The sequence below is a fragment of the Roseateles sp. genome (genome assembly GCF_036404855.1).
In the GTDB taxonomy this organism is placed as follows: Bacteria; Pseudomonadota; Gammaproteobacteria; order Burkholderiales; family Burkholderiaceae_C; genus Pelomonas.
This window is the reverse complement of sequence record NZ_DASWYS010000170.1, coordinates 1-23,120: the sequence shown is the minus strand read 5'-3', so window position 1 is coordinate 23,120 and position 23,120 is coordinate 1. Positions and strand designations below refer to the sequence as shown.

Genomic DNA, 23,120 nt, shown 5'->3' with positions numbered 1-23,120 from the left:
GTCGGTTGGGCGCGCATAGCGCCCGGCGGGGGCGTGTCTGGGCCTCGGGGCCTCAGCGCTTCTGGCGGGCCCGGAAGGCGACCACCAGCAGGCCCAGGGCGATCATGGCCCAGGTGCTGGGCTCCGGCACGGCCGGGATGCCGTCGCCAGGCCCGGTGGAGTCGGTGGGCGTCACGCGGCCGGGCGGCAGCGCGGGAATGCCGAGGTCGACCAAGCCCGTGCCTCCGCCACCCCCGGTGCCGCCACCAGTGGGGGCAGGGCCGCCGGGCAGGATGAAGCCGCCCGTGGCCGGTGCGTCACCCAGCGCCGGCACGCCGGAGGCGGTGGCAAAGGTTTCTGGCGCGGCGCTGGCCATCGGGCCGGCGGCGGGTGCTTCGAACTCCAGGGGCGCGTCCTCGCTCTCGCGGGTCGACGAGGCGACGTTGGCGGCGGCGGCCGCGGCGGGCTTCTCCAGGCGGCGGATACGGCTGACATTGCGGCAGACGGTGGGCACCAGGATGCACTCGCCGTCCTCGCAGTAGACGAGCCCGCGCTCCTGCGTCGCCGCCGTCCACTTCGTGCGCGTCACCGTGCGGCAGACGGAGCCCGGGCCGAAGTGCATGTCGCGGATTTCCGGCGCGTAGTCGGCCCGGCCCTTGATGGCGTCGCGCTCGATGAGGGCGATGTCGTCGTAGCTGCGGGCCTTCATGCGGGCCTTGAGCTTCTCGCGCGTGGCTGCGGGGATGTCCTGGTAGCGATCCACGGCCGCGACCACGTCACCCATGAAGGGGTTGACGCCCGGGCGGTCCCAGCTGCACTGGGGCAGCGTGGAGCCCGCGGAAACGGCAAGGGCGAGGGTGGCGATCAGCGACATTCGGCGGTCCGGTGTGGGGGCGCGCCCGAACCAGGGCGCATGAACTAATTGTTAGGGATCGCTAGGGTTATTACTTGTTGAAACCCCGCAAAGAGGGGGTGCGTGGTCGGTGAGAAAAATCACGCAAAAGGCCGAAGAGCGCGTCGCGCCCTCCCGCCGGCCGGTCCGGCAATGCTGCTATCGTGCCGACCGCTTCCTGCCGCCGTTCCGAACCCGCCATGCCCGATCGTGCCCCGCCGCTGGTGCTTTATGTCGAAGACGACCGCATCCATCTCATCTTGATGGAGGAGGTGTTTCGCCGGCTGCCGGGCTGGGAGCTGCGCTGCGCGGAGACGGGCGCCGAGGCGCTGGCGGCGCTGGCTGAAAGCCGGCCCAGCCTGGTGCTCGTCGACATGAACCTGCCCGACATGACGGGCCTGGACCTCATCACCCAGGCCCGTGCCGACGGCGGCCTGGACGAGGCGCTGCGGGATGTGCGCTGGGTGGCGCTGTCGGCCGACGACCCCAGCGGTGTCGTGCGCGCCGCGCGCGAGGCGGGCTTCCACGACTACTGGCTCAAGCCCATCGACGTGCCGCGGTTGCAGTCCGCGCTGCACCAGCTGATGGCCTGACGGGTCCTATTGGTCCCCGGACATCGGCGAAGAACCAAAAAAAAGCCCGGCGGTGCCGGGCTTGGGCTGACGGGCCGCTCGCGCGGCGCGGCATCACTTCAGGTGGCTGTTGATCAGCTTGGTCATCTCGAACATGTCGGCCTTGGCCTTGCCGAAGATCTCCTTCAGCTTGGCGTCGGCGTTGATGACGCGCTTTTGCAGCTCGTCCTGCAGCTTGTTCTTCTTGATGTATTCCCAGACCTTCTTGGTCACATCGGTGCGCGGCAGCGGGGCTGCGCCGACGATGGCCGCGAGAGCGGCGCTGGGGGTCAGGGCCTTCATGAAGGCGGCGTTGGGCGTGCGCTTCTTGGCGGGTGCTGCGGCCTTCTTGGCCGGAGCTGCCTTCTTCGCGGGCGCGGCCTTCTTGGCCGGAGCCGCCGCCTTCTTCGCAGGCGCCTTTGCGGGCGCCGCTGCCTTCTTCGCCGGGGCCTTCTTGGCCGGAGCCGCCGCCTTCTTCGCGGGCGCGGCCTTCTTCGCAGTTGCCATTTCGATTCACTCCATCAAAGGTTGTTGATGTGCCGGGCCTGGGTGAAGGCCGCGTAAGCCTTCAATACTCGCTAGCACCCTGCGGCGGCGATGGTACTGCTCTCCCTAGGGGAAGAGAAGGCTTTCATAGAGGGGATGACCCGCAAACGCCCATGAAATGGGCCCTTTGGGGCCTCGCTTGTCGCGGGGCCGCATCACTCGGGCCTTCGCGAGCCTTGCAATCACCGCTGCGCTCAGGCGACGTCGTCGTGTTCAGGCACGCGCTTCATGCCGCTGAACATCGCGCCGACGAGGTTCTCGCGATGCCGCCGGCTGGTCACGAAGACGCCGCCGAGATGGCCCACGAAGAGGATGGCGATGAGCCAGGCGAAGGCCGCGTGCAGGTCTGACAACCACTCGTAGCCCCACAGCCAGTCGGTCGTGTACAGCCAGCCGCTGACCGCCAGCGCGGCGGCGGTGCTCCACAGCAGCAGCACCATCCATCCGCCCAGGGGGTTATGGCCGAGGTAGCGCGGCTCCCGTCCCGAGCGCATGGCGCGGGCGTAGGCAAGTACCTCGTGCGGACGGCGCACGAACTGGGCGAGGCGCGCGTAGCGGGCCCTGCGGCCGCCCGCGAAGCCCCAGGCCATGCGCAGCGCCACCGCTGCGCCGGCGACGTAGCCGGCGGTGTGGTGCACGGCGTCGAAGTCGCGGGGGGGCCAGTGCCCACTGATCCAGCAGGTGGCGATGGCCGCCGCGAGCGTCCAGTGCAGCACGCGGACCAGGACGTCCCAGACGCGGATGCGCGCGGCGCCCGTCATCCCCGCCCTTACTTCTTGTCAGCCGGCTGTTCGCCTTCCGGGTAGACGCGCTCAAAGGTCTTGGGGTGGAAGAAGGCCTCGGCCTTCTTGCCCTGGCCGTCGAAGCCATAGACCTCGTAGCAGTTGTTGTAGTTCTGGACCTTGCGGACCTTCCAGCCCTCGGATTCCAGCTTCTTCTGCAATTCCATCTGGCCGCGCTTCTCTTCCTTGGGCACGACGGGGCAGGAGACGGCGCCGTGGGCGAAAGCGCTGCCGGCCGTGACGACGAGGGCGAGGGTGGTGAGGAGGCGTTTCATGTGGAAGTCCTTTCAGGATCAGGCAGGGGCGCCGGGCCAGAGCAGTGCCGGGCCGGCATCGGCGAGGGTCTTGCAGCCGGAGAGGGCCATCGCGATCTCCAGCTCGTCGCGCAGCAGGCGCAGCGCGTGCGCCACGCCCAGGGCGCCGCTGGCAGCGAGGGCGTGGACGTAGGGGCGGCCGAGCAGCACGGCGTCGGCGCCCAGGGCGATGGCCTTGAGCACGTCGGTGCCGCGGCGGATGCCGCCATCGACGAGCAGCGGCACATCCGGGCCGACGGCGGCGCGCAGCGGCGGCAGCAGCGCGGCGGTGGGGGGCAGCGTGTCCAGCGCGCGGCCGCCGTGGTTGGTGACGACGAAGCCGGTCACGCCGCGGGCCAGGGCCTCGCGTGCATCGTCGGCATGCGTGACGCCTTTGAGCAGCAGCGGCAGGCGGCTTTCCGTGCGGAGCCAGTCGACTTCGCGCCAGGTGGCGGCGCGCGGCATCAGCCCGTCGAACAGGGCGCTCTGGCCGGGCTGCAGATCCAGCGGCTTCTTCAGGCCGCCGAGGTTGACGGCGCGGATGTCGTCGGGCAGCTTGAAGCCGATGCGGCGCTCGCGGTCGCGCGCGCCGTGCACGGGCGCGTCGACGGTCAGCACCAGGGCCTGGAAGCCGGCAGCCTCGACGCGGCGCAGCAGGGCGCGCATGAACTCGCGGTCGTCGCGCCAGTAGAGCTGGAACCAAAGCGGGCCGGCACCCGGGTCGGCTCGCATGGGCGCGGCGACGAGCTCCATCTCGACGCTGGCCTGGGCGCTCAGGATGAGGCCGGCCTCCTGGGCCGCCGCCGCGTGACCGAGGGCCAGCTCGCCGTCGGCATGAAAGAGGCGCTGGTAGGCGATGGGCGCGAGCAGGATGGGATGGCGCAGCTCGCGGCCGAGCAGGGTCACGCGCGTGTGGCCGTGGCCGAGGTCGCGCAGCACGCGGGGGTGCAGCCGGATGGCGTCCCAGGCGGCGCGGTTGGCGCGCAGCGTGATCTCGTCGGCTGCGCCACCGCTCAGGTAGGCCCAGGCGGCATCGCTGACGCGGGCGCGGGCCGGGGCTTCGAAGTCGGCGAGGTTGGCCAGGCCTTCGGGCAGGGATTCGATGACCGGCGCCGGGCTCACGTGTCGGCCCACATCCTAAGCAGGTTGTGATACGTGCCCGTGAGCTGGACCAGGGCCTCGGCCTCACCGTGCTCGGCGCGCAGCCGCATCAGGCTCATGTCCATGTCGTAGAGCAGGCGGCGTTGCTCGTCGCTGCGCACCATGCTCTCGATCCAGAAGAAGCTGGCCAGCCGCGCGCCGCGCGTGACGGGTTCGACGCGGTGCACGCTGGTGCCGGGGTAGAGCACCAGGTCGCCGGCCGCGAACTTGACGCGTTGCTCGCCGTAGGTGTCGGCGATGACGAGCTCGCCGCCGTCGTAGTCGGCCGGGTCGCTCAGGAACAGCGTGCAGGAGATGTCGGTGCGCACGCGCTGCGTGCCGCCCGGCAGGTAGCGCACGGCCTGGTCCACGTGGTCGCCGTAGGTGTTCGTCGCGCCGGCATAGCGGTTGAACAGCGGCGGCAGCACGCGCTTGGGCAGCGTGGCCGAGAAAAACAGAGGGTGCTTCTCGAGCGCCTGCAGCACCAGCGCCTGCAGCTCGCGGTGCGGTTCGGTGCCGGGCTGCAGTTGTTGGTTGTTCTTGACCAGCGCGGCCTGGGAGCCGGCGGTCGTGCGACCGTCGACCCAGGGGGCCGCGGCCAGCAGTTCACGGGCCCTCGCGAGGCCGGCCGCATCCAGAACCTTGTCGATCTTCAGCAGCATGGTGCGCGAGGGGCTTCGTCAGAACTTGTAGGTGCCGGTGATGCTCGTCACGCGGCCGGTGCCGGGCACGTAGAAGGACGTGTACAGCTGGTCAGCATAGAGCTTGTTGGCCACGTTGCTGACGTAGAGCTTGAACAGCAGCTGTTCCGGCACGACGGTGTACTCGGCCATCACGTCGGCGGTGATGAACTTGGGCGCGTAGAAGCCGGGGTTGCGGTTGGGCTGCTGGCCACTGCGGGCGTTGGCACCCACGCCCAGGCGCAGCGAGGGCAGCACCTGGTAGGCCGTCCACAGGCTGCCGGAGTAGCGCGGCGTCAGCGACGGACGCGTGCCCTGGCCTTCGGCGCCGGCCACGCCGATGTCGATCTTGGCGACCGGCATCCACGTGAAGTTGCCGAAGATCTCCCATTGCGGCGTGATGCGGCCGAGGATGTCGACGTCCAGGCCGGCGGCGTGGCGCTTGCCCGATAGGGTCACGAGGTTGACCAGCGGATCGGTGTTGCGTTCGTGCAGCTTGGTGTTGCGGAATGCGCTGGCGCGCACGCTGAGCTTGCCGTCGGCGCTGTCCCACTTGGTACCCAGCTCGACGTTGACCGAGCTTTCCGGCGGGATGTCCACGTTCGCCGAGCTCAGCGAGTAGGCGTCGCCCGACGTGTTGAAGGACGTCGCGCCCATCAGGTGGAAGGACCACTGTTCATTCGGCTGGAACAGCACGGCGGCGCGCTTGCTCACTTCCGAGACCTTCATCCGGTAGGACGTGACCACCGGCGGCGTGGCGGCCGAATACTGGAAGTAGTCGCCCGTCAGGTTGTCGTAGCGCAGGCCGGCCAGCAGCTTCCACATCGGCGCGACCTGGATCATGTTCTGCACGTAGCCGCCGTAGGCCTTGGACGTGTAGTCGCTGCTGGTGCGGAAGGTGCGCAGGGACTCGTCGTAGGACGCGCCGTCATACGGCGTGCCGACGGTGGTGCCGGGCTTGGCCGTCTGGGTGCCGACGGTGGCGAACACCTGCTTCTTCTCGTTCGAGAAGTCGATGCCAGCCTGCAGCACGTTGTCGAAGCCGCCGAGCCGGAACTTGGTGCTCAGGTCGCTCTGGGCGGTGATGGTCTGCATGTCCTGCTTCTTGAGCTGCAGGGCGCGCGTGATGACGGTGTCGGCGCTGATGTTGTCCAGTGCCACGTTCAGCTTGGTGGGCTGCTGGGCCGCAGCGGCGAAGTTCCACAGCGTGGCGCGCTGGTCACGCGTGTAGTTGGCCGCGCGCACTTTGGTCACCAACTCCGTCTCCGGCGAGAAGCGGTGGGTGTGGCTGAGCATGGCGTAGTAGGCCGTGCCCTTGTTGAAGTCGCTGGCCATGCCGTAGTAGGCGTCGGGGTCCAGCGACGTGTTCAGCTGGTTGGCCGCGCCGGTGGCCGTCGGGCGGATCCAGCGCACGCCGTAGTTGATGCCGTTGTCGTTCTGCAGGCCGTAGACGGTGATGCCGAACTCGTCGGTCTCGTCGATGCCGAAGCGGTAGCTGGCGCCCACGCCGCGCTTGTCGAGCTTGGAGCCGGCGCCGTTGCTGTCGGCGGTGTTGTGCATGCCGACGACACGGAAGGCCGAGGTCTCGCCGGTGCGCGTGTTGAAGTCGCCCACGGCGCGCAGCGCGCCATGGCTGCCCATCTGGACGGCGATCTCGTTCTGGTCGGCCAGCACGGCCTGCTTGGTCACCTGGTTCAGCGCGCCGCCGGTGGAGCCGCGCCCGAACAGCAGCGAGGCCGAGCCGCGCAGCAGTTCCAGCCGGTCGAGGAAGAAGGTGTCGCGGTCGTAGAAGGCCGGGTCGCGCATGCTGTCGATGAAGACGTCGCCCGTGCCTTGCAGCGAGATGCCGTGGATCTTGATGTCTTCCTCGCCACCTTCGGCCGCCTGGAAGGTGATGCCGGAGGTGTTGCGCAGCACGTCCTTGACGCTGCTGAAGTTGCGGTCGTCCATGACCTTCTCGGTCACGACGGTCAGCGCCTGGGGAATGTCACGGATGTCCTGCTTGCCCTTGCCGATGCGGGTCTCGGTGGCCTGGTAGTCGTCCTTGCCCTGCTTCTCGGCGCTGGCCTTGGCGCGCACCGTGGGCAGCACGTTGTCTTCCTTGGCCGGAGTGGTCTGGGCCAGGGCGGCGGAGGCCAGGCCGAAACCGGCGGCCAGTGCACCCAGGGGCAGCAGGGTGTGGGCCTTGGGCAGGCTCGTCTTTTTGTTGCGGGACATGGATCTCTCCGATGGATCGTGAATGGGCATGGCTTTGCCCACGACGGCATCGGGCGCCGCCCACGGCATGGCTACTCAGGGGGAAACGGCTTGGGTCAGCGGTCGACTTCGTAGGACATCGGCGCGATGACCTCCCACTCGACGGGCTGACCGTTCTCCATGTACGGGGCGAAGCGGGCGCTGCGCATGTCCAGCTGCGCCTGCTCGTCAAGGCGCGTGAAGCCGGAGGACTTCGCCAGCGTGATCTCACGCGGCTGGCCGCGCACGTCGACGACGACTCGCAGATGCACGACGCCGGATTCGCGCAGGCGTTTGGACATCAGCGGCACCGTCATGCGCGGCTCTCTCAGATAGCGCACGGCGCTGGCCGGGATCTGCTTGATCTGCGGCGCCGGCGGTGGCACCACCTGCGCGACGGGCGGGGCGGGTGCCACCTGGGCCTGCACGACGACCGGCGGCGGGGGCGGCAATGCCGCGACGACCGGCGAGGGCGCCGGGGCCACCGCGATGGCGATCAGGGGTGGCTCAATCAGCGGGGTCGCCGGAACTTTCAGCTCGGGCATGGCCGTCGGCGGTGGCGGCAGTGGCTTGGGCGGCTCTGCCGGCGCGACCAGGCGCACGACGACCGGTGCGACGCGGGCCACCGCGCGACGCACGTCCTGCATCTGGCTGAGGCCCCACAGGCCCAGCAGATGCAGTGCGGCCACGCCAATCAGCACCAGGCGGCGACTCCGCGGGGGCTGCGACATTTCGGCATAGCTGGGCCGGGGTGTCGCCACGCGCGACACGGCCAGCCGGGACGGGGCGGCAGCCGAGTTGGGGGCGACAAAAGCGAGCGGCTTCACGGACAGGACATGGGATTGATACGAAAAATCTTAACACGAATGCGAACGATTCCTATTTGATCTGGGACAAGCTGCGGCGCGGGCGCGACACCGCCTCCGGCGGCGGCCGATATGCTCGCCGCATGACCAAGGTTCTCGTTCGCTGGCTGCTGCTCGCCGGGGCGCTGCTGCTGGTGGCTCACCTCTACCCCGGCGTGGTGGTCAAGAGCTTCACGTCGGCGCTGATCGCGGCCCTGGTGCTGGGCCTGTTGAACACGCTGCTGCGGCCCATCCTCGTGCTGCTGACGCTGCCGGTGACGGTGCTGAGCCTGGGGCTCTTCCTCTTCGTCATCAACGCCCTGATGTTCTGGGCCGCGGCTTCGGTGCTGGACGGCCTGGCCGTGACCGGCTTCTGGGCGGCGCTGGTCGGCTCGCTGATCTACAGCCTGTGCGGCATGGTCATCGACGTCGTGATCGAGCGCCTGTTCCCCGGAGAGTAGGTCCACCCCCCGAGGGCTGACGGCGGCCTCCCTCCGGGAGGCGCAGCCAGGGGGCCTGCAGGGCCACTGGCATGGCTGCGCCCTGCAGGGCAGGCGGGGGCGGCGGGTGCGCCGCCCCGCCATTCAGGCCTGAAGCAGCGAAGCGCCGCTGCTCGCCAGCGCCGCCGTCGGGTCAGGCCGTGGCCTCAATTCGGCAGTTCGACGTCCGGCGGGATGTAGCGACCCCGGAACATCTCGCCGAGAATGGACTGGCGCTCGTAGACCAGCGTGCGCAGCCGCGCGTCGATCACGGAGGCCTCCACCTGGTCGGCATCCGGTCCGCGCGACTGGCGCAGGCCGGAGCGCAGGCGGTCGATGGCGCCGTTGAGGTCACCCGCGGCGGCATGCACCTCGGCCTGCGCCCGCACCGCCCGCAGCGGCTGGTCGAGCTTCTGCCAGATCAGGGCCAGCTGCGCCCAGGCGTACGAGTCCTTGGGCTGCAGGCTGACATGGGTCTGCAGCGCATCGGCCGCCTCGCGCAGGGCGGGCACGCCCGCACCGGGCACCAGCGCCAGACCCACGCGCTGCATCAGCATCGGGCGGGACTTCTCGCCTTGCAGGCTGTCCAGCGCCGCGGCGCCTTCCATCGATCGGCCGCGCGCCTGCGCCAGCTCGGCGCGCAGGTAGGTCAGCTGCCGACGGGCGGCCACGGTCTCCGCGGGGCTGGGGTTGATGAGCTGCAGCGTCACCTCGGCGCTGCGCAGCGTCGTTTCGGCGCGGTCGAAGTCGCGCAGCTTGATGGACGCCAGCGTCGAGGCATAGCGGGCGCCCAGCTGCTCGTAACCGCCGCTCTCGCGGATGTTGCGGGCGCCGGCGTCGTAGTTCTCGAGCACCTTCCAGGCGTCCACGCGTGGGTCCATCAGCACCCGGGCGCGGGCTGCCATCAGTGCATGCTCGGCCAGCCCGCGCGGACGCGCGAACGGCTCCAGCGCCAGACGCGTGCGCGCGTCGCCGATGCGCTCGCTTGTCAGCGGGTGGGAGCGCAGATAGGGGAACGCGCCGTTGTCCATCAGGTGGTAGGCCTGCTCCATGCGCTCGAACATGCTCACCATGCCGCTGCCGGCGAAGCCCGCCTCCACCAGCACGTTGAAGCCCACGCGGTCGGCTTCCCGCTCCATGTCGCGCGAGAAGTTCAGCGACATCTGCGTGGCCGCGGCCTGGCCGCCGACGATGCCGGCGTTGGCGAGGTCGATGTTGCCGCGCGATGCGGCCAACACGCCGAGCAGCAGGCCGGCGATGGCGATCATGCTGTTCTTCGAATCGCCCGCGATGCGGCGGGCGATGTGGCGCTGCGTCACGTGCGAGATCTCGTGGGCCAGCACCGACGCCAGCTCGTCGCGCGACACCGTCATCGCGATCAGGCCGAGGTGGGTGCCGATGAAGCCGCCCGGCAGCGCGAAGGCGTTGATGCTCTTGTCCTCGACGAGGAAGGACTCCCAGGCGAAGCGGGTCTGGATGTCCTCGCCGATGTGGCCCAGCTTGCTCGACGCGGTCACCAGGGGCCGGAAGATGCCTTCCATGTACTCCTGCAGCAGCGGGTCCTGGACGACGGCGGGGTCCAGGCGGATGGAGCGCATGTAGCGCTCGCCCAGCTGGCGCTCGGCGCCCACGTCCAGGTCTTGCGAGACCGAGTCGCCGAGCGCCGGCAGGTTGACCTGGGCATTCAGCGGGGCGCCGGGCAGGGCCAGCGTCGCCGCGGCAAGCAGGCTGAGCAGGGGGCGGTGCAGGGACTTCTTCATCGGACAGGGGCGCGAGCCGGGAACGAGGCTCCTATGATGCCTGCAACACCTTGCCCCTTTGTTTCCAGGCATGACGACCCCGTTGACCCACTTTGACGCCCAGGGCCAGGCCCACATGGTGGACGTGTCGGCCAAGGCCGAGACCCACCGCGTCGCCGTCGCAGCCGGCGAGATCCGCATGCGGCCCGAGACCTTCGCGCTGATCGCCAGCGGCTCCGCCAAGAAAGGCGATGTGCTGGGCGTGGCGCGCATCGCGGCCATCCAGGGTGCGAAGCGTTGCAGCGATCTTGTGCCGCTGTGCCACCCGCTGCCGATCACGCGCGTGGCGGTGGAGTTCGACCTCGACGAGGCCGGCAGTCGCGTACTGTGCCGTGCCCAGGTGGAGACGCTGGGTCGCACCGGCGTCGAGATGGAAGCGCTGTGCGCCGTGCAGGTGGGCCTGCTGACCGTCTACGACATGTGCAAGGCTGCCGATCGCGGCATGGTCATCGCCAACGTGCGCGTGCTGGAAAAGCAAGGCGGCAAGAGCGGCGACTGGCGCGCCGGGACCTAACGCAGCGTTCGCCAGTCCACGACGCCGGAGGCCGGCTGGCATTGCGGCATGAGCGGCGCGGAGGCAGCGTCCTCGCAGCTCGCGAACCAGGTGTCGCCGGTCGGGTTGCGGAACTCGCGCAGCCGGTCAGCCACGTACCGTGCGCCTTCTCTGTCGCCCAGCGTTTCCAGCGAGCGCGACCAGTGCATCAGCAGCCTCGCGTCCACCAGGCTAAAGGCGGTGCGGCGCGTCGCAGCGAGGGCCAGCTTGCCGGGCGGGAAGCCGGTGGCCGCGGCGTAGTCGGCCTGGTGGCCGAAGAGCGGTGAACGCTGGCCCGTGAGGATGCGCTCGTTGAGTGGCGCGGCATCGGCCGGTGGCGCGTAGATGACGACGATGCGGTGGTAGTCCCAGACGGCGAAGGCGCTGCCCGCGATCAGCAGGCCGCCGACCACCTGCCAGGGTAGGCCCGACGCCGGCCGGGCCGGCTCCTGGGTCGGCAGGGCCAGGCCGAAGGCGAAGCAGGCAGGCAGCAGGAAATAGGCGTACCAGAGTGGGTACTCCAGCAGGCTGTGCAGCGCGATGGTCAGCACGATCATCAGCGCCGCGCGGCGCAGCGGCGCGTCCTCGTCGGCGCGCGCCGCGCCGCGCCAGGCCTTCCACAGCGCCCAGCCCAGCAGGGCGAGGACCGCGCCCGCCCAGGGCAGCCCCAGCTCGACGGCCAGTTGCGAGGGCAGGTTGTGCGTGTGGTCGAAGAAGGCGACGGGGCGGGTCGGGAAGGGCGTCAGGCTCCAGGCGACATTGAATTCGCCCCAGCCGACCCCCAGCCACGGGTTGGCCAGCGTCAGTGCCCAGGCATCGCGCAGGATGGCCAGGCGCGACGGTGAGCCCGCGCCTTCGGACAGGCGCGAGGCCGCGCCGAAGGCATGCCCTTCTGCCGACCACTGCGCCATCAGCCACCAGCTCGCGCCCAGCATCAGCGGCGTGGCCAGCAGCGCCAGTCGCGCGCTGCGCGAGAGCTTGCGATCGACCAGGCCCCAGACGGCCAGCATCGCGATGCCGATGAAGCCGGTGCGCGAGGCGCTCAGCACCACGGTGAAGACGCCGGCGAACAGCAGGGGCGCGAGCAGCCAGCGCCAACCGCGCCGCTCGGTGATGAAGACGGCGGCGACCGAGGTCCACATCATCAGGCTGGCGAGGTGGTTGGGCTGGCGCAGATTGCCGACCGCCCGGCCCGGGATGCCGGAGCGTGCGATGACGGTACCGTCCGCCCAGCCGGGCATGAAGACCTGCACGAGACTGACGGCCACGCTGGCCAGTCCGGCCGCGAGCAGACCCCAGCACAGCGCCTCGGCGGCGAGACCGCGCTGCTCGCGCGACAGGCCCTGGGCGACCAGCAGCACGGCCAGGCCGGCGCCGAGGATGGCCATGGCGCCCAGGCCGAGCGACGCCGGCAGGGAGCGCCAGACGACGGAGCTCATCGGCGCGATGAGCAGCAGCAGGAGCGCCAGGGCCGCGGGACTTTTCAGTGCGCTCAGCCAGCCGGGTGTGGCGCGCGCCAGCAGCACGAGGGCCAGGCCCCAGCCGCCGAGGGCGAGGAGCTGGTTGTACAGGGTGGCCGACGGGGTCTGGTTGTAGGCCAGCAGCGGGGGCAGCGCGGCGGCAAGGATCAGGCCCAGCGGTGCGGCTTCAACCGGGGCGGAGGTCGTCTGGGAGGACATGGGCGCGGATCATGGCATGTTGTGGTCAGCGCTGACTGCGCAGCTCAATCGCAGGCGTGTAGCGCCCGACAGGCCCGCGGCCAGTTGGCGGCGTCCTGCAGCCGGCGCGTGTCTGCCGGGCCGGCGATGCGGAACTGAAGCTGCTTGAGCGGAATCGGCCGGAAGGCGCCGGAAGTCAGATCGCGGCTCGTGTCATGCGCCGGGAACTCGATGCCCAGCAGGGACGCCGTGGTATGAAAGAGGGCATCCTGGCTGACGACGAGATTGCGACGTTCGCGCAATGCCTGCCACTGCGCGGCGTGTGCCAACCTGAACGCCTCGTTGGCCCAGAACAGCAAGGGGATGTGGAGTTCGCTGACGCTGAACTCCCTGAAGCCGTGCGTGGCACGTCCCTCGACGGCCATCAGTGATTCGCCATGATCGGGCAGGTAGGTCACGGTGACCTCGCCAGGAAGGCGAGATGCGCGCTGGATGATCTGACTGAGGACGAAGTCCGTGTGCAGGATGGTGTCGTCGTAGACGTCCGCGGCCACACGGCCCGCCGGGTCGTTGGCCATGGCCGCAACGACCGCATCGCGATTTCGCCCGGAAAAGTGGAAGCCATCGTCCGGCAGGCGCAGCGAGTAATTCCAGTGACTGCCGTAGGTGTGCATCACGATGAACTTGTGCGGGCTGCTGTTCTTCAGCAGCTCGTCCAGCGGCGCGAGCAGCACATCGTCGGGCGTGGCATTGCTGTCGGCCCAGTTGACCGTGTCAACGGGCTGGCGCCAGACCTGCGGACGCGGACGAAAGATCTTGTAGAGCGCCAACTCCTGGTTGGACAGCCAGGCGGTGAAGTACCCCGCCTCATTGGCCAGGTCGACCAGGTTGCCGCGGATGGCCTGAGGTGAATAGCTCGCGGGCGAAATGCCGGTCATCAGCATGGGCACGGCGAGCGAGGTCAGGTTGCCCGTTGCGAAGGTGTTGGTGAAGACCAGCAGGTTGTCCGTGCGTTCCAACTCGGGCGTGGTCTGCCGCTGATAGCCGAGGAGATGGAAGCGATCGGCCCGGGCCGACTCGCCGATGACCAGGATGTGAGTACGTGGTGCCGCGCTGTCGGGAAGGGCTCGGGCGTTGTAGGGCTCGGGGGGATCGAAGAAACCCCAGACATGCGCATTGCCTTCGATGCCGCCCACCACGCTGACGAGGCCGCCGAGCGGATAGCTGGAGGTCAGGTAGCTGCGAACGTTCTCGCCAATGTCGACCTCGAGCCCGCGCGGACTCTTCGATGGCACGCACAGCAGAAGCACGAGCATCGGCACGGCCAGCCAGGTGGCCATGCGACGAAGGCTGGGCGGGATGGCCTGCCGGCCGAGCCTGATGGCGACGGCCGCGTAGGCGACAAGTGCGGCCGCGCAGATCAGCAGCGGAAGCTGCAGCTTGAACAGCGCCACGAAGCTGAGGAACTCGGCGGCCGGACTCGTCAACACGACGGCAAACGCGTTCTCGTCAGGCGGGGCCGAGAACTTCATCACATACCAGATGAAGAAGGGAGACAGGCTCAGGAGCGGCAGGTGCAGCAGGAACAGGGCGCGCCAGCTCGTCACCAGCAGCATCGGTAACGCCAGTGTCAGTGTGGACAGCAGCAGGCTGCACAACCAGGCCCAGGGGCCGAGCTTTGCGGTGTCGGCAACCAGGGCAAGCACCACGGCAGGAACCAGCAGCAGCACCCCGTTCGCTGTGAGCAAACGTTTGCTGCGCGCGTGTTCGATAGAAGGGCCTGGGTTCTCTGACATGGCGTCCGAGAGTATCGAGCGGGGCTCTACTAGTGACTGGAGCAGGACTTGCCCTTGAGGTCCGCGTCGAAATCGCCGAAATGCGTGATGAGCCGCCTTGAGGGTCGCCACTGCTCGCTGCCCAGGTCGGCGTGCCCGTTCGGTCGGGCGGTGTCAAAGCCGGCCAATCCGGTCATCGTGGCGAAGATGGAGAGGCTGCTCACGGGCGAACGGGCGTGGGCCTGAAGCGCCGCCTGAGCTTGCGGTCGCGCGGCCTGCCAGGCCGCTGAAGTCCAGATCACCATCGGGATCCGGTAGTTGGTTTCAGCATCGAAACCGTGCCCGCCACGGCGGCAACTGCCGTCGTACAGCGTCTCGCCGTGATCGGCGGCATAGAGCAAGGTGGCAGCAGCGCCGCTACGGTCGAGCTTGGTGATGACCTCGTCCAGCATGTGGTCGGTGTAGAGCACGCTGTTGTCGTAGGCGTTGATCAATTTGTCCAGCACCGCCGAACTCCAGATGTCCGGCACGTCACCCGGTTGCAGGGCCGGTTGGAAGCGCTCGAAGTCGCGCGGATAGCGGTGGGCATAGCTCAGGTGACTACCCAGCGTGTGCAGCACGATGAGCTGCCGTGGTTCATTCCGGTCCAGGATCTTCTGCAAGAGCGGCAACAGTTCGCCATCGAGGGCGCCTGCCTGGCGATAGTCCACGGCGTTGATGAAATGCCGTTCGTCGGCTTCGCCGGCCAGCACGGAGACGGGAGTCTCATGGCGGCCCGCCGCTCCCTGGGTGCTGAGCCAGTAGGTGCGATAGCCCGCCTGCCGGAAAGCTGCGACGAGGGATGGATCGCTAGGCGGAGCCAGCAGGTCCTGAGGAGGGCGGCGGGTCAGCATCAGCGGCACAGCCTCGCGTGTAGCCGAGGCGGCGCTGACGGCGTCAGAAAAAGGGATGAGGCCGGAGCGAGACGCGAGGCGAGGTGTCGTGTCCCGCGTGGCGCCGAACAGGCCCCATCGGTCCGGTCGGCCGGTCTCGCCAATCACGAGGATCTGTATCTGGCGTGCCGGTGGGGTGCCCGCGCGCCAACGCACACCGAAATCGAAGTTGGTGCTGACTTGGGCATGCCGCGCCAGCGCCTGCTGGTGTTCACGGTAGTTGGCCCACCGAAGAGGAACCCCCCAGGGATAGATCGCCTCCGCCACCCCGATAACGCCCACGCGGGGCTTGCTGACAGAGTGCTCCAGATACGAGTCATCCCCGCCTTCGACCAGCTTGGCAATGGCCGGCGAGACCGCTTGGTGCAGGACCAGCAGCAGGCCTGTCAGCAGGGCGCCAGCCGTCAACACCCATGTCCGTGAGCGGTGTCTCCAGCGCCAGTCGGCGTGCCACCAACTGCGGGCCATCCACGCTAGCGCAGCGACCCAGAGGCACGTGGCCACGATGACCGGCAGAAGCCAGGGGCCGAGCCAACTCGTCACCTCCTCGAAGTTGGTGTCGGCTATGACGCCATAGAGGTGGGCGTCGGAGGGCTGGCCGAACCACAGCAGATAGAAGGTCTCGGCAGGTGCAAACAGTGCGGCAGGCAGCAGCAAGGGGAGCAGCCGCCGTATGCGTCCGACAACGCCAAGCAGCGCTGCAAGCAGAGCAAGGTGGATGCCAAGCGGGGTGACGAGCTCTCCCGGAGGCTGCTGCGCTGTGGCCTGCGACCAGCTCAGCCCGAACTGGGACATGGCTGGCAGCGATACGGCTAGCAGCAGCAGAGGCAGCGAGACACGTGTCAGGAGGACTCGGAATCGCGGCGGAAGAGGTGAATTCATGGGCCTTGCAAGACGAGCGCCTCGTCAGGCGCTGGCAGGATGCAAAAAAGGGGGCCGAAGCCCCCTTTTCTTGTATCGATGCGAATACTGGCGATCAGCTCGAGACGCTGTTCTTCACGATGGAGTCGTAGACCGACTTGGCGTTGGTCGAGCTGACGGAGGTTTCAATTTTCCACGTGATGGACGTAGCGCCGGCGGGCATATTGGGCGTGAAAGTGATCGTCGCGTCGCCCAGATCGGCACCGACGACCGAAGCGGCTTGGAACTTCAGCGTGATCACGCCCTTCTTGGTCTCGGCACTGGCGACTTCCTTGGTTGCGGTGAACTTGGGAATGCCGTTGGTTTCTTCATCGCAGCTATCAAGAGCACCCAGTTCCTGGGCGCACAGGGCGACAGCAGCCTTGACCGAGTCAACCGACGACAGCGCGTTGCCGGCCTTGGCCTTGGCCGTGTAGTCCTTGTACTGCGGAATCGCCACGGCGGCCAGGATGCCGATGATGGCGACGACGATCATCAGTTCGATCAGGGTGAAGCCTTGTTGGGCGCGTGCTTTCAGGTTCATGTCAGAACTCCAGTCAAAGTGGGTGGGAGGAGGGCACACCCACTGGATGCAGGGGGCGTGCCAGCTTTTCCGGCCTGCTGGCCTGTGCGAAAGCGCACGAATGCGCGTTCAGAACGCGGGCGGCTGACAAAAATGGTCACTTTGGGCTGACGCGTTCTGTCATTGGGAGCAGGCGCGCCGCGAAATGTCAGGCGAAAAAATGGCGCCTCGAAGGCGCCTGTAACGAGGTGTTGCCGGACTAGAGCCGCATGTCCTGCCCAGCCTGGAGCGTGCTGATCCGGTGGGGGCTGCTGAGCGCCTGCACGCCCTGCATGACGGCCTCGACCTCGCCGGGCTTGATGTGGGTGATGCGCACGTCGACGCTGCCGGACAGTTGAGCCAGTTCGTGGCCGAGGTCGTGCGGGCAGAGGTGCTTGCTGACGTGCGCCAGCGCCGCCTCGTCGTCGCTGAAGGCGGTTTCGATGACGAGATGGGACAGGCGCAGGTCGGCCAGCCGGCGCCACAGCGCCGGGTTGGGGCCGGTGTCACCGGTGAAGACCCAGTGGGCATGGCCGGCGGCGGCGCCGGCGTCCACGGCGAAGCCGACCGCCGGCACGGTGTGGGCCGCCGGCAGGACTTCGATGACGCGGCCGCCGAGGTCCAGGCGATCGCCGATCTGGAAGGGGTGCAGCGACAGCACCGGGGCCGCGGCGGTGGGCAGCGCGGTGAAGTCGGGCCAGATGACGCCGTTGAAGATGTGCTGGCGCAGGGCAGCCAGCGTTTGCGGCAGGGCGTGGACCCGAATGGGCGGGCGGCCGGCGGCAACGCGCAGGCGCAGCACGGCATCGGCCAGCAGGGGGATGCCCAGCACGTGGTCCAGATGGGAGTGGCTGAGCAGGATGTGGTCGATGGCGGCCAGCGCATCCAGCGGCAAATCGCCCACGCCGGTGCCGGCGTCGATGAGGACATCGTCGTCGAGCAGGAAGGCGGTGGTCTTGTAGCCGGCGGCAATGGCGCCGGAGCAGCCCAGGACGCGGATGTTCATGCGGTGCATGGCTTGGATTCGTGAGCCTCGCGCCAGGCGAGGCAGATGCCCAAGAATGTACGCAGCCCCCGGCGGATCGTGACGGTCGGATTACCGAGTTGGGGGGATGCCGTGCGTGAGGAAATCACACGCGGCCGACCGCCGCGGAATCCGGCCCCGCCCGCCGCCTGAAGGGGGCTCAGCCCTGGATGAATTGCATCTGCGTGCCGGCCAGCTCGATCAGGTCGCCGGTGCGCAGTGCGATGGATTCGCCCGTCAGCGGGATGCCGTTGACGCTGGGGCGCTGGGAGCCTTCGACATGGGCGAAGACATAGCCCGTGGGGCGCTTGGTGATCGAGGCGACCTGCACGCCGGGCTTGCCCAGCGTCGTGACGACCTTGGTCAGCGCAACCTCGCGGCCGGCGGCGGCGCCGGTCAGCACCTTGATGGACGCCGGCCCGATGGTGCTGCCGCTGCCCAGGGCGCCGAACGAGGAAGTCAGGCCCAGGTTCGGCGGCGCGCCGGAACCGGGCTTGAGGATCATCGTCTTCTCGTAGTCACCACCGTCGCTCAGCAAGAACTTGATCTTGTACTTGCCGATCTCGACGGTGTCGTTGTCGGCCAGCAATTGCTTCTTGATCGCCTTGCCGTTGATGTAGGTGCCGTTGGTGGAATTGAGGTCTTCGATGAAGACGTCGGCACCGACCATCTGCAGGACGGCGTGCTCACCGCTGACGGCAAGGTTGTCAATGACGATGTCGTTGTACGGCCGCCGACCGAGCGTGGTCTTGTCCTTGGTGATCTGGACTTCCTTGATCACCACGCCGTCGAGCGAAACCACCAGTTTGCCCATGTATGACCTCAAGTTCTGTTGTGCGTGCCGCGACTCTTCAGGCGACGGAGTCTTTGCCGCCACGTCGACCGAAGGGCCACCAGCCCCGTCCTTCAGTGCGTTGGCGGCCCTCGGCGCGGGCCAGGATGAGCGCGATGTTATCGCGCCCGCCATTGTCATTGGCTGCGTTGATCAGAGCGCGTGCCGCTTCGGGCAGCGCCGGGGTGCTGTTGAGCAGGTGGGCGAGGCTGCCGTCGTCGAGCATGTCGGACAGGCCGTCCGAGCACAGCAGATACGTATCGCCGGGCTGGACTTCATGCAGATGCAGCTCCATCAGCACCGTGTCCTCCACGCCGACGGCGCGCGTGACGAGGTTCTTGTTGCTGGAAAAGGCCGCCTCCTCGACCGTCAGCAGGCCGGCGTCGATCTGCTCTTGCAGCAGCGAGTGGTCACGCGTGATCTGCATGAGGCGTCCGGCGCGCAGGCGGTAGGCACGCGAGTCGCCGACATGTCCCAGCAGCAGGCCTTCGGGACGGAACACGCCCAGCACCAGCGTCGTGCCCATGCCGGCGTAGCGCGGGTTGGTGTTGGCGGCATTGAAGATGGCGCGGTTGGCGTTGTCCACGCAGATGTCCATCGCGCGCTTGACCTCGCCGGCGCGGGCTTCGCGGCCGGCATCCTTGATCCAGCGCCCAAGCTCGGCGGCGACGAAGCTGGTGAGCATCTGGCTGGCCACCTCGCCGGCGTTGTAGCCGCCCATGCCGTCGGCCAGCACGGCCAGGCCGGCGGCCTCGTCCAGCGCGACCGAGTCTTCGTTGTTGTCGCGCGCACGGCCCACGTCGGTGGCACTGAAGAACTCCAGGTTCATGAGGCTTGGCGAGGGTCTGATGGCACGGCGCCGGGGGCAGGGGAGCGGGGATTCTGCCCTGCTTCGTCGGGCGTCAAACGCAGTGTTTGTGCGAAGGTTTGCGCAAAGGCCGGATCCTGTGGGGCGACGGATTCGGGCATCGCGGGCTCGGCCTGCAAGGCCATGACGAGGACGGCCTCGAGGTCGCGTGCCATCTGTTCGCCGGAGGGGTAGCGCAGCTCGGGGCGTTTTTCCAGGGCAACGGCCAGCACCAGGGCCAGCGACTCGGGCAGGCTCGGACGGTGCGTGCGCACGTCGGGTGCGGGCTCCGTGGCGATCTGCTGCATCAGTCGCGCCATCGAGTCACTCTGATGCGGCAGCGCGCCGGTGAGCAGTTGGTAGAGCAACACGCCGAGGGAGTAGAGGTCGCTGCGGCCATCCACGGTCAGGCCGGCGAGCTGCTCGGGTGACATGAAGGAGGGCGTGCCCAGGACCAGGCCTGTGCGCGTGCGGCTGCCGTCCCCGACGCGGGCGATGCCGAAGTCCATCAGCTTGAGGCCGCCGTTGACGCGGTCCAGCATCACGTTGGCCGGCTTGATGTCGCGATGGATGACGCCCTGACTGTGCGCATAGTGCAGCGCGCGCGCCAGGCGGGCGCCCAGCTGAACGACCTCGCGCGCCGGCAGCAGCTGTCCGGCCTTGGTGAAGAGGCTGAGGTCGCGGCCCAGCACGTACTCGAGGGCGAGCCAGGCGTCGCTGCCGTCCTGGCCCGCGTCGACCACCTGCAGGATGTCGGCATGCTCCAGCGCCCCGGCCGCGCGGGCTTCGCGCATGAAGCGCTCACGCACGTCAGCCAGGTCTTCGGCGGAGAACTCTCGACTCAGTGCCAGGCGCTTGATGGCGACCTGGCGGCCCGTGGAGCGCTGGGTGGCCTTGTAGACGATGGCCATCGCGCCGCGGCCGATCTCGGCGCCGATGTCGTAGTCCTGAAGGCTGTGCGCGCCGCCCGTGGCTTGCGGCGGTGCCGGGTCCGGCGCAGGGGGGGCGTCGGCCGGGGGTGGCGGCTCGGTGGGCGGCGTGTCGGCGCCGCGGCCGATGAGGCGCTGCCAGAAACCGGGTTTGCCGCGAGCCATGCCGGCGATCTTAGGTGGCCTCGGGCTTGCCGCGGCGCGCCAGGGCCAGGCCGGTGGCGACGACGAGCACGGCGCAGCTGATGCTGACCGCGTAGTCCAGGCCGTGCATGTGGGCCTCGAACCACTCGTGCACGGCGGCATCCGTCGTCGCCATCTCGCCGGCAACGAAGCCCAGCAGCGCGGCGCCCATCGTGATGATGGCCGGGAAACGCTGCATCAGCTTCAGCAGCATCGTGCTGCCGAAGATGATGAGCGGGATGGACAGGCCCAGGCCGATGACCAGGAGGATCACGCGGACGGCTTCGGGTGCACTGTTGGCGGCGGCCGCGACGGCGATGACGTTGTCCAGGCTCATCACGAGGTCGGCGATCAGGATGGTGCGAACGGCCACCCAGATGCTGCTGCTGGCGTGCACGTCGGCTTCGTCATCGCCGTCGGCCAGCAACTGCACGCCGATCCACAGCAGCAGCACGGCGCCGACCAGCTTCAGCCAGGGCAGCTGCAGCAGCTGCACGGCAAACAGCGTCAGCACGACGCGCAGCACGATGGCCGCGCCGCTGCCGAAGATGATGGCGCGCTTTTGCTGGTCGGCTGCCAGGTTGCGCGCCGCGAGCGCGATGACGACGGCGTTGTCGCCGGACAGCAGGATGTTGACCCAGATGATCTTCAGCAGCGCGACGAAGAAAGCGGCATTCAGCAGGTCCATGTCTTGCGGGGGCGGCGGGCGGGAAAACAAAAAAGCCGCCGGGCTCGAACCCGGCGGCTTTCAAAAGGGGCACGAAGCCCGGATTACAGCAGGGCTTTGAGCAGCTTGCCCATCTCGGACGGGTTGCGCGTGATCGTGAAGCCGCACTCTTCCATGATGGCGAGCTTGGCGTCGGCCGTGTCGGCACCGCCGGAGATCAGCGCGCCGGCATGGCCCATGCGCTTGCCCGGAGGAGCGGTGACGCCGGCGATGAAGCCGACGATGGGCTTCTTCATGTTGGCCTTGCACCAGCGGGCGGCTTCTGCTTCGTCCGGGCCGCCGATCTCGCCGATCATGATCACGGCGTCGGTGTCCGGATCGTCGTTGAAGGCCTTCATCACGTCGATGTGCTTCAGGCCGTTGATCGGGTCGCCACCGATGCCGACAGCCGAGGACTGGCCGATGCCCAGCTCGGTCAGCTGCGCCACGGCTTCATACGTCAGCGTGCCGGAGCGCGAGACGACGCCGATGCGGCCCTTGCGGTGGATGTGGCCCGGCATGATGCCGATCTTGATTTCTTCCGGCGTGATCAGGCCCGGGCAGTTGGGGCCCAGCAGCAGCGTGCGCTTGCCGCCGGCGGCTTCCTTGGCCTTCATCTTGTTGCGCACTTCCAGCATGTCACGAACGGGAATGCCTTCGGTGATGCAGATCGCCAGGTCCAGGTCGGCTTCGACGGCTTCCCAGATGGCGGCCGCGGCGCCTGCCGGCGGCACGTAGATGACCGAGACGGTCGCGCCAGTCTGGCCAGCGGCTTCCTTGACGGTCGCGTAGATGGGGATCTCGGAGAACTTCTCGCCGGCCTTCTTGGGGTTCACGCCTGCAACGAAGGCGTTCTTGCCGTTGGCATAGGCCTGGCAGCCCAGCGTGTGGAACTGGCCGGTCTTGCCGGTGATGCCCTGGGTGATGACCTTGGTGTCTTTGTTGATGTAGATCGACATGGTGTGGAACTCCTGGGCTTACTTGACGGCGGCGACGATCTTGGTGGCCGCTTCGGCCATCGTGTCGGCGGCGATGATGGGCAGGCCGGATTCGGCCAGCATCTTCTTGCCCAGTTCTTCGTTGGTGCCCTTCATGCGCACGACCAGCGGCACTTGCAGGTTCACGGCCTTGCAGGCGGTGATGACGCCTTCGGCGATGGTGTCGCACTTCATGATGCCGCCGAAGATGTTGACCAGGATGCCCTTCACTTCCGGGTTCTTCAGCATGATCTTGAAGGCCTCGGTGACCTTCTCGGCCGTGGCGCCGCCGCCGACGTCCAGGAAGTGGGCCGGCTCGCCGCCGAACAGCTTGATGGTGTCCATCGTGGCCATGGCCAGGCCGGCGCCGTTCACCAGGCAGCCGATGTTGCCGTCCAGCGAGCTGTAGGCCAGGTCGAACTTGGAGGCCTCGACTTCGGCAGGATCCTCTTCGTCCAGGTCGCGGTAGGCGACGATCTCGGGGTGGCGGAACAGCGCGTTGGCGTCGAAGTTGAACTTCGCGTCCAGGGCCATCAGGTTGCCCTTGGAGTCGCAGTTCAGCGGGTTGATTTCAACCAGCGACGCGTCCGTGTCCATGTAGCACTTGTAGAGCTTGGCGAAGATGTCGACCGCCTGGTCGACGGAGCCACCGGTCAGGCCGATGGCGCCGGCGATCTTGCGCGACTGCGCTTCGGTCAGGCCGGTCAGCGGGTCGATCATCTCGGTGATGATCTTCTCGGGCGTGGAGTGGGCCACTTCCTCGATGTCCATGCCGCCTTCGCTCGACGCGATGAAGGCGACCTTCTGCGTGCCGCGGTCGGTGACCAGCGAGACATAGAGTTCATTCTTGATGTCGGCGCCGTCTTCAATGTAGAGGCGGCGCACCTTCTGGCCTTCGGGGCCGGTCTGGTGCGTGATCAGTTGCATGCCCAGGATGCCCTCGGCCTTGGCCTTGACGTCCTCGATGGTCTTGGCAACCTTG

At 68.2% G+C, this 23,120-nt stretch carries 23 protein-coding genes; 3 read left to right on the top strand and 20 right to left on the bottom strand.

Features of this window, described 5'->3' with window-relative positions; translation table 11 throughout:
- Positions 1 to 52: 52 nt before the first annotated feature.
- Positions 53 to 853: an MHFG family PEP-CTERM protein gene (locus VGF12_RS11390; protein WP_331176158.1), complete on the bottom strand. Its 801-nt coding sequence runs from the start codon at positions 851 to 853 to the stop codon at positions 53 to 55.
- Between the two features lie 218 nt (positions 854 to 1,071).
- Here VGF12_RS11390 and VGF12_RS11385 point away from each other — a divergent pair, with 218 nt between their 5' ends.
- The gene (locus VGF12_RS11385; RefSeq protein ID WP_331176157.1) at positions 1,072 to 1,464 is read left to right on the top strand and encodes a response regulator; all 393 of its coding nucleotides are present in this window, start codon (positions 1,072 to 1,074) and stop codon (positions 1,462 to 1,464) included.
- A 93-nt stretch (positions 1,465 to 1,557) separates the two neighbouring features.
- Here VGF12_RS11385 and VGF12_RS11380 read toward each other — a convergent pair whose 3' ends face one another.
- From VGF12_RS11380 to VGF12_RS11350, 7 genes are all read right to left on the bottom strand, one after another.
- The gene (locus VGF12_RS11380; RefSeq protein WP_331176156.1) at positions 1,558 to 1,989 is read right to left on the bottom strand and encodes an SWIB/MDM2 domain-containing protein; all 432 of its coding nucleotides are present in this window, start codon (positions 1,987 to 1,989) and stop codon (positions 1,558 to 1,560) included.
- A 233-nt stretch (positions 1,990 to 2,222) separates the two neighbouring features.
- Complete coding sequence (locus VGF12_RS11375; protein WP_331176155.1) at positions 2,223 to 2,789, bottom strand: cytochrome b/b6 domain-containing protein; 567 nt, start codon at positions 2,787 to 2,789, stop codon at positions 2,223 to 2,225.
- Between the two features lie 8 nt (positions 2,790 to 2,797).
- Positions 2,798 to 3,085 (bottom strand): PepSY domain-containing protein, encoded by a 288-nt coding sequence (locus VGF12_RS11370; RefSeq protein WP_331176154.1) that lies wholly within the window; start codon positions 3,083 to 3,085, stop codon positions 2,798 to 2,800.
- Positions 3,086 to 3,103: 18 nt separating this feature from the next.
- Positions 3,104 to 4,225, bottom strand: a complete 1,122-nt coding sequence (locus VGF12_RS11365) for an alpha-hydroxy acid oxidase (protein WP_331176153.1) — start codon at positions 4,223 to 4,225, stop codon at positions 3,104 to 3,106.
- Entirely contained in the window at positions 4,222 to 4,905 is a 684-nt protein-coding gene (locus tag VGF12_RS11360; RefSeq protein WP_331176152.1) for a Fe2+-dependent dioxygenase, read from the bottom strand. Before VGF12_RS11360 ends, VGF12_RS11365 begins: the two co-directional genes overlap by 4 nt.
- A gap of 18 nt (positions 4,906 to 4,923) precedes the next feature.
- On the bottom strand, positions 4,924 to 7,140 hold the full coding sequence (locus tag VGF12_RS11355) for a TonB-dependent receptor (protein WP_331176151.1): 2,217 nt from the start codon (positions 7,138 to 7,140) through the stop codon (positions 4,924 to 4,926).
- Between the two features lie 95 nt (positions 7,141 to 7,235).
- On the bottom strand, positions 7,236 to 7,985 hold the full coding sequence (locus VGF12_RS11350) for a TonB family protein (protein ID WP_331176150.1): 750 nt from the start codon (positions 7,983 to 7,985) through the stop codon (positions 7,236 to 7,238).
- A gap of 122 nt (positions 7,986 to 8,107) precedes the next feature.
- Between VGF12_RS11350 and VGF12_RS11345 the strand changes: the two genes are divergently transcribed.
- Positions 8,108 to 8,464 (top strand): phage holin family protein, encoded by a 357-nt coding sequence (locus VGF12_RS11345; RefSeq protein ID WP_331176149.1) that lies wholly within the window; start codon positions 8,108 to 8,110, stop codon positions 8,462 to 8,464.
- Positions 8,465 to 8,649: 185 nt separating this feature from the next.
- Here VGF12_RS11345 and VGF12_RS11340 read toward each other — a convergent pair whose 3' ends face one another.
- Positions 8,650 to 10,242, bottom strand: coding sequence for a M48 family metalloprotease (locus tag VGF12_RS11340; protein WP_331176148.1), 1,593 nt, complete (start codon positions 10,240 to 10,242; stop codon positions 8,650 to 8,652).
- Between the two features lie 70 nt (positions 10,243 to 10,312).
- Between VGF12_RS11340 and moaC the strand changes: the two genes are divergently transcribed.
- Positions 10,313 to 10,795, top strand: a complete 483-nt coding sequence (moaC, locus tag VGF12_RS11335; RefSeq protein ID WP_331176147.1) for a cyclic pyranopterin monophosphate synthase MoaC — start codon at positions 10,313 to 10,315, stop codon at positions 10,793 to 10,795.
- Here moaC and VGF12_RS11330 read toward each other — a convergent pair.
- From VGF12_RS11330 to sucC, 11 genes are all read right to left on the bottom strand, one after another.
- Positions 10,792 to 12,492: a PglL family O-oligosaccharyltransferase gene (locus VGF12_RS11330; RefSeq protein WP_331176146.1), complete on the bottom strand. Its 1,701-nt coding sequence runs from the start codon at positions 12,490 to 12,492 to the stop codon at positions 10,792 to 10,794. The two genes, moaC and VGF12_RS11330, sit on opposite strands and share 4 nt — an antisense overlap.
- 44 nt (positions 12,493 to 12,536) lie before the next feature.
- Entirely contained in the window at positions 12,537 to 14,219 is a 1,683-nt protein-coding gene (locus tag VGF12_RS11325; protein WP_331176145.1) for a phosphoethanolamine transferase, read from the bottom strand.
- A 77-nt stretch (positions 14,220 to 14,296) separates the two neighbouring features.
- A complete protein-coding gene (locus VGF12_RS11320) occupies positions 14,297 to 15,973 on the bottom strand; it encodes a phosphoethanolamine transferase (RefSeq protein WP_331176144.1) in 1,677 nt (558 codons plus the stop codon).
- 181 nt (positions 15,974 to 16,154) lie between these two features.
- A complete protein-coding gene (locus tag VGF12_RS11315; protein WP_331176143.1) occupies positions 16,155 to 16,622 on the bottom strand; it encodes a pilin in 468 nt (155 codons plus the stop codon).
- Positions 16,623 to 16,860: 238 nt separating this feature from the next.
- Positions 16,861 to 17,646 carry an MBL fold metallo-hydrolase gene (locus tag VGF12_RS11310; protein WP_414710066.1) on the bottom strand — a complete coding sequence of 262 codons (786 nt, stop codon included), beginning with the start codon at positions 17,644 to 17,646 and terminating at the stop codon, positions 16,861 to 16,863.
- Between the two features lie 178 nt (positions 17,647 to 17,824).
- A complete protein-coding gene (locus VGF12_RS11305; protein WP_331176141.1) occupies positions 17,825 to 18,478 on the bottom strand; it encodes an FHA domain-containing protein in 654 nt (217 codons plus the stop codon).
- 37 nt (positions 18,479 to 18,515) lie between these two features.
- Positions 18,516 to 19,325 carry a Stp1/IreP family PP2C-type Ser/Thr phosphatase gene (locus tag VGF12_RS11300; RefSeq protein WP_331176140.1) on the bottom strand — a complete coding sequence of 270 codons (810 nt, stop codon included), beginning with the start codon at positions 19,323 to 19,325 and terminating at the stop codon, positions 18,516 to 18,518.
- Positions 19,322 to 20,437: a serine/threonine-protein kinase gene (locus tag VGF12_RS11295; protein WP_331176139.1), complete on the bottom strand. Its 1,116-nt coding sequence runs from the start codon at positions 20,435 to 20,437 to the stop codon at positions 19,322 to 19,324. Before VGF12_RS11295 ends, VGF12_RS11300 begins: the two co-directional genes overlap by 4 nt.
- A 10-nt stretch (positions 20,438 to 20,447) precedes the next feature.
- Positions 20,448 to 21,143, bottom strand: coding sequence for a TerC family protein (locus tag VGF12_RS11290; RefSeq protein WP_331176138.1), 696 nt, complete (start codon positions 21,141 to 21,143; stop codon positions 20,448 to 20,450).
- Positions 21,144 to 21,226: 83 nt separating this feature from the next.
- Positions 21,227 to 22,120: a succinate--CoA ligase subunit alpha gene (gene sucD, locus VGF12_RS11285; RefSeq protein WP_331176137.1), complete on the bottom strand. Its 894-nt coding sequence runs from the start codon at positions 22,118 to 22,120 to the stop codon at positions 21,227 to 21,229.
- 18 nt (positions 22,121 to 22,138) lie between these two features.
- Positions 22,139 to 23,120 (bottom strand): ADP-forming succinate--CoA ligase subunit beta (gene sucC / locus VGF12_RS11280; protein ID WP_331176136.1); only part of this gene is annotated, 982 nt, incomplete at its 5' end.

Excerpts from the sequence above, each read along its gene's own strand:
- VGF12_RS11390 (WP_331176158.1), bottom strand. The coding sequence starts at position 853 with ATGTCGCTGATCGCCACCCTCGCCCTTGCCGTTTCCGCGGGCTCCACG.
- VGF12_RS11385 (WP_331176157.1), top strand. The coding sequence starts at position 1,072 with ATGCCCGATCGTGCCCCGCCGCTGGTGCTTTATGTCGAAGACGACCGC.
- VGF12_RS11380 (WP_331176156.1), bottom strand. The coding sequence starts at position 1,989 with ATGGCAACTGCGAAGAAGGCCGCGCCCGCGAAGAAGGCGGCGGCTCCG.
- VGF12_RS11375 (WP_331176155.1), bottom strand. The coding sequence starts at position 2,789 with ATGACGGGCGCCGCGCGCATCCGCGTCTGGGACGTCCTGGTCCGCGTG.
- VGF12_RS11370 (WP_331176154.1), bottom strand. The coding sequence starts at position 3,085 with ATGAAACGCCTCCTCACCACCCTCGCCCTCGTCGTCACGGCCGGCAGC.
- VGF12_RS11360 (WP_331176152.1), bottom strand. The coding sequence starts at position 4,905 with ATGCTGCTGAAGATCGACAAGGTTCTGGATGCGGCCGGCCTCGCGAGG.
- VGF12_RS11355 (WP_331176151.1), bottom strand. The coding sequence starts at position 7,140 with ATGTCCCGCAACAAAAAGACGAGCCTGCCCAAGGCCCACACCCTGCTG.
- VGF12_RS11345 (WP_331176149.1), top strand. The coding sequence starts at position 8,108 with ATGACCAAGGTTCTCGTTCGCTGGCTGCTGCTCGCCGGGGCGCTGCTG.
- VGF12_RS11340 (WP_331176148.1), bottom strand. The coding sequence starts at position 10,242 with ATGAAGAAGTCCCTGCACCGCCCCCTGCTCAGCCTGCTTGCCGCGGCG.
- moaC (WP_331176147.1), top strand. The coding sequence starts at position 10,313 with ATGACGACCCCGTTGACCCACTTTGACGCCCAGGGCCAGGCCCACATG.
- VGF12_RS11330 (WP_331176146.1), bottom strand. The coding sequence starts at position 12,492 with ATGTCCTCCCAGACGACCTCCGCCCCGGTTGAAGCCGCACCGCTGGGC.
- VGF12_RS11320 (WP_331176144.1), bottom strand. The coding sequence starts at position 15,973 with ATGTCCCAGTTCGGGCTGAGCTGGTCGCAGGCCACAGCGCAGCAGCCT.
- VGF12_RS11315 (WP_331176143.1), bottom strand. The coding sequence starts at position 16,622 with ATGAACCTGAAAGCACGCGCCCAACAAGGCTTCACCCTGATCGAACTG.
- VGF12_RS11310 (WP_414710066.1), bottom strand. The coding sequence starts at position 17,646 with ATGAACATCCGCGTCCTGGGCTGCTCCGGCGCCATTGCCGCCGGCTAC.
- VGF12_RS11305 (WP_331176141.1), bottom strand. The coding sequence starts at position 18,478 with ATGGGCAAACTGGTGGTTTCGCTCGACGGCGTGGTGATCAAGGAAGTC.
- VGF12_RS11300 (WP_331176140.1), bottom strand. The coding sequence starts at position 19,325 with ATGAACCTGGAGTTCTTCAGTGCCACCGACGTGGGCCGTGCGCGCGAC.
- VGF12_RS11295 (WP_331176139.1), bottom strand. The coding sequence starts at position 20,437 with ATGGCTCGCGGCAAACCCGGTTTCTGGCAGCGCCTCATCGGCCGCGGC.
- VGF12_RS11290 (WP_331176138.1), bottom strand. The coding sequence starts at position 21,143 with ATGGACCTGCTGAATGCCGCTTTCTTCGTCGCGCTGCTGAAGATCATC.
- sucD (WP_331176137.1), bottom strand. The coding sequence starts at position 22,120 with ATGTCGATCTACATCAACAAAGACACCAAGGTCATCACCCAGGGCATC.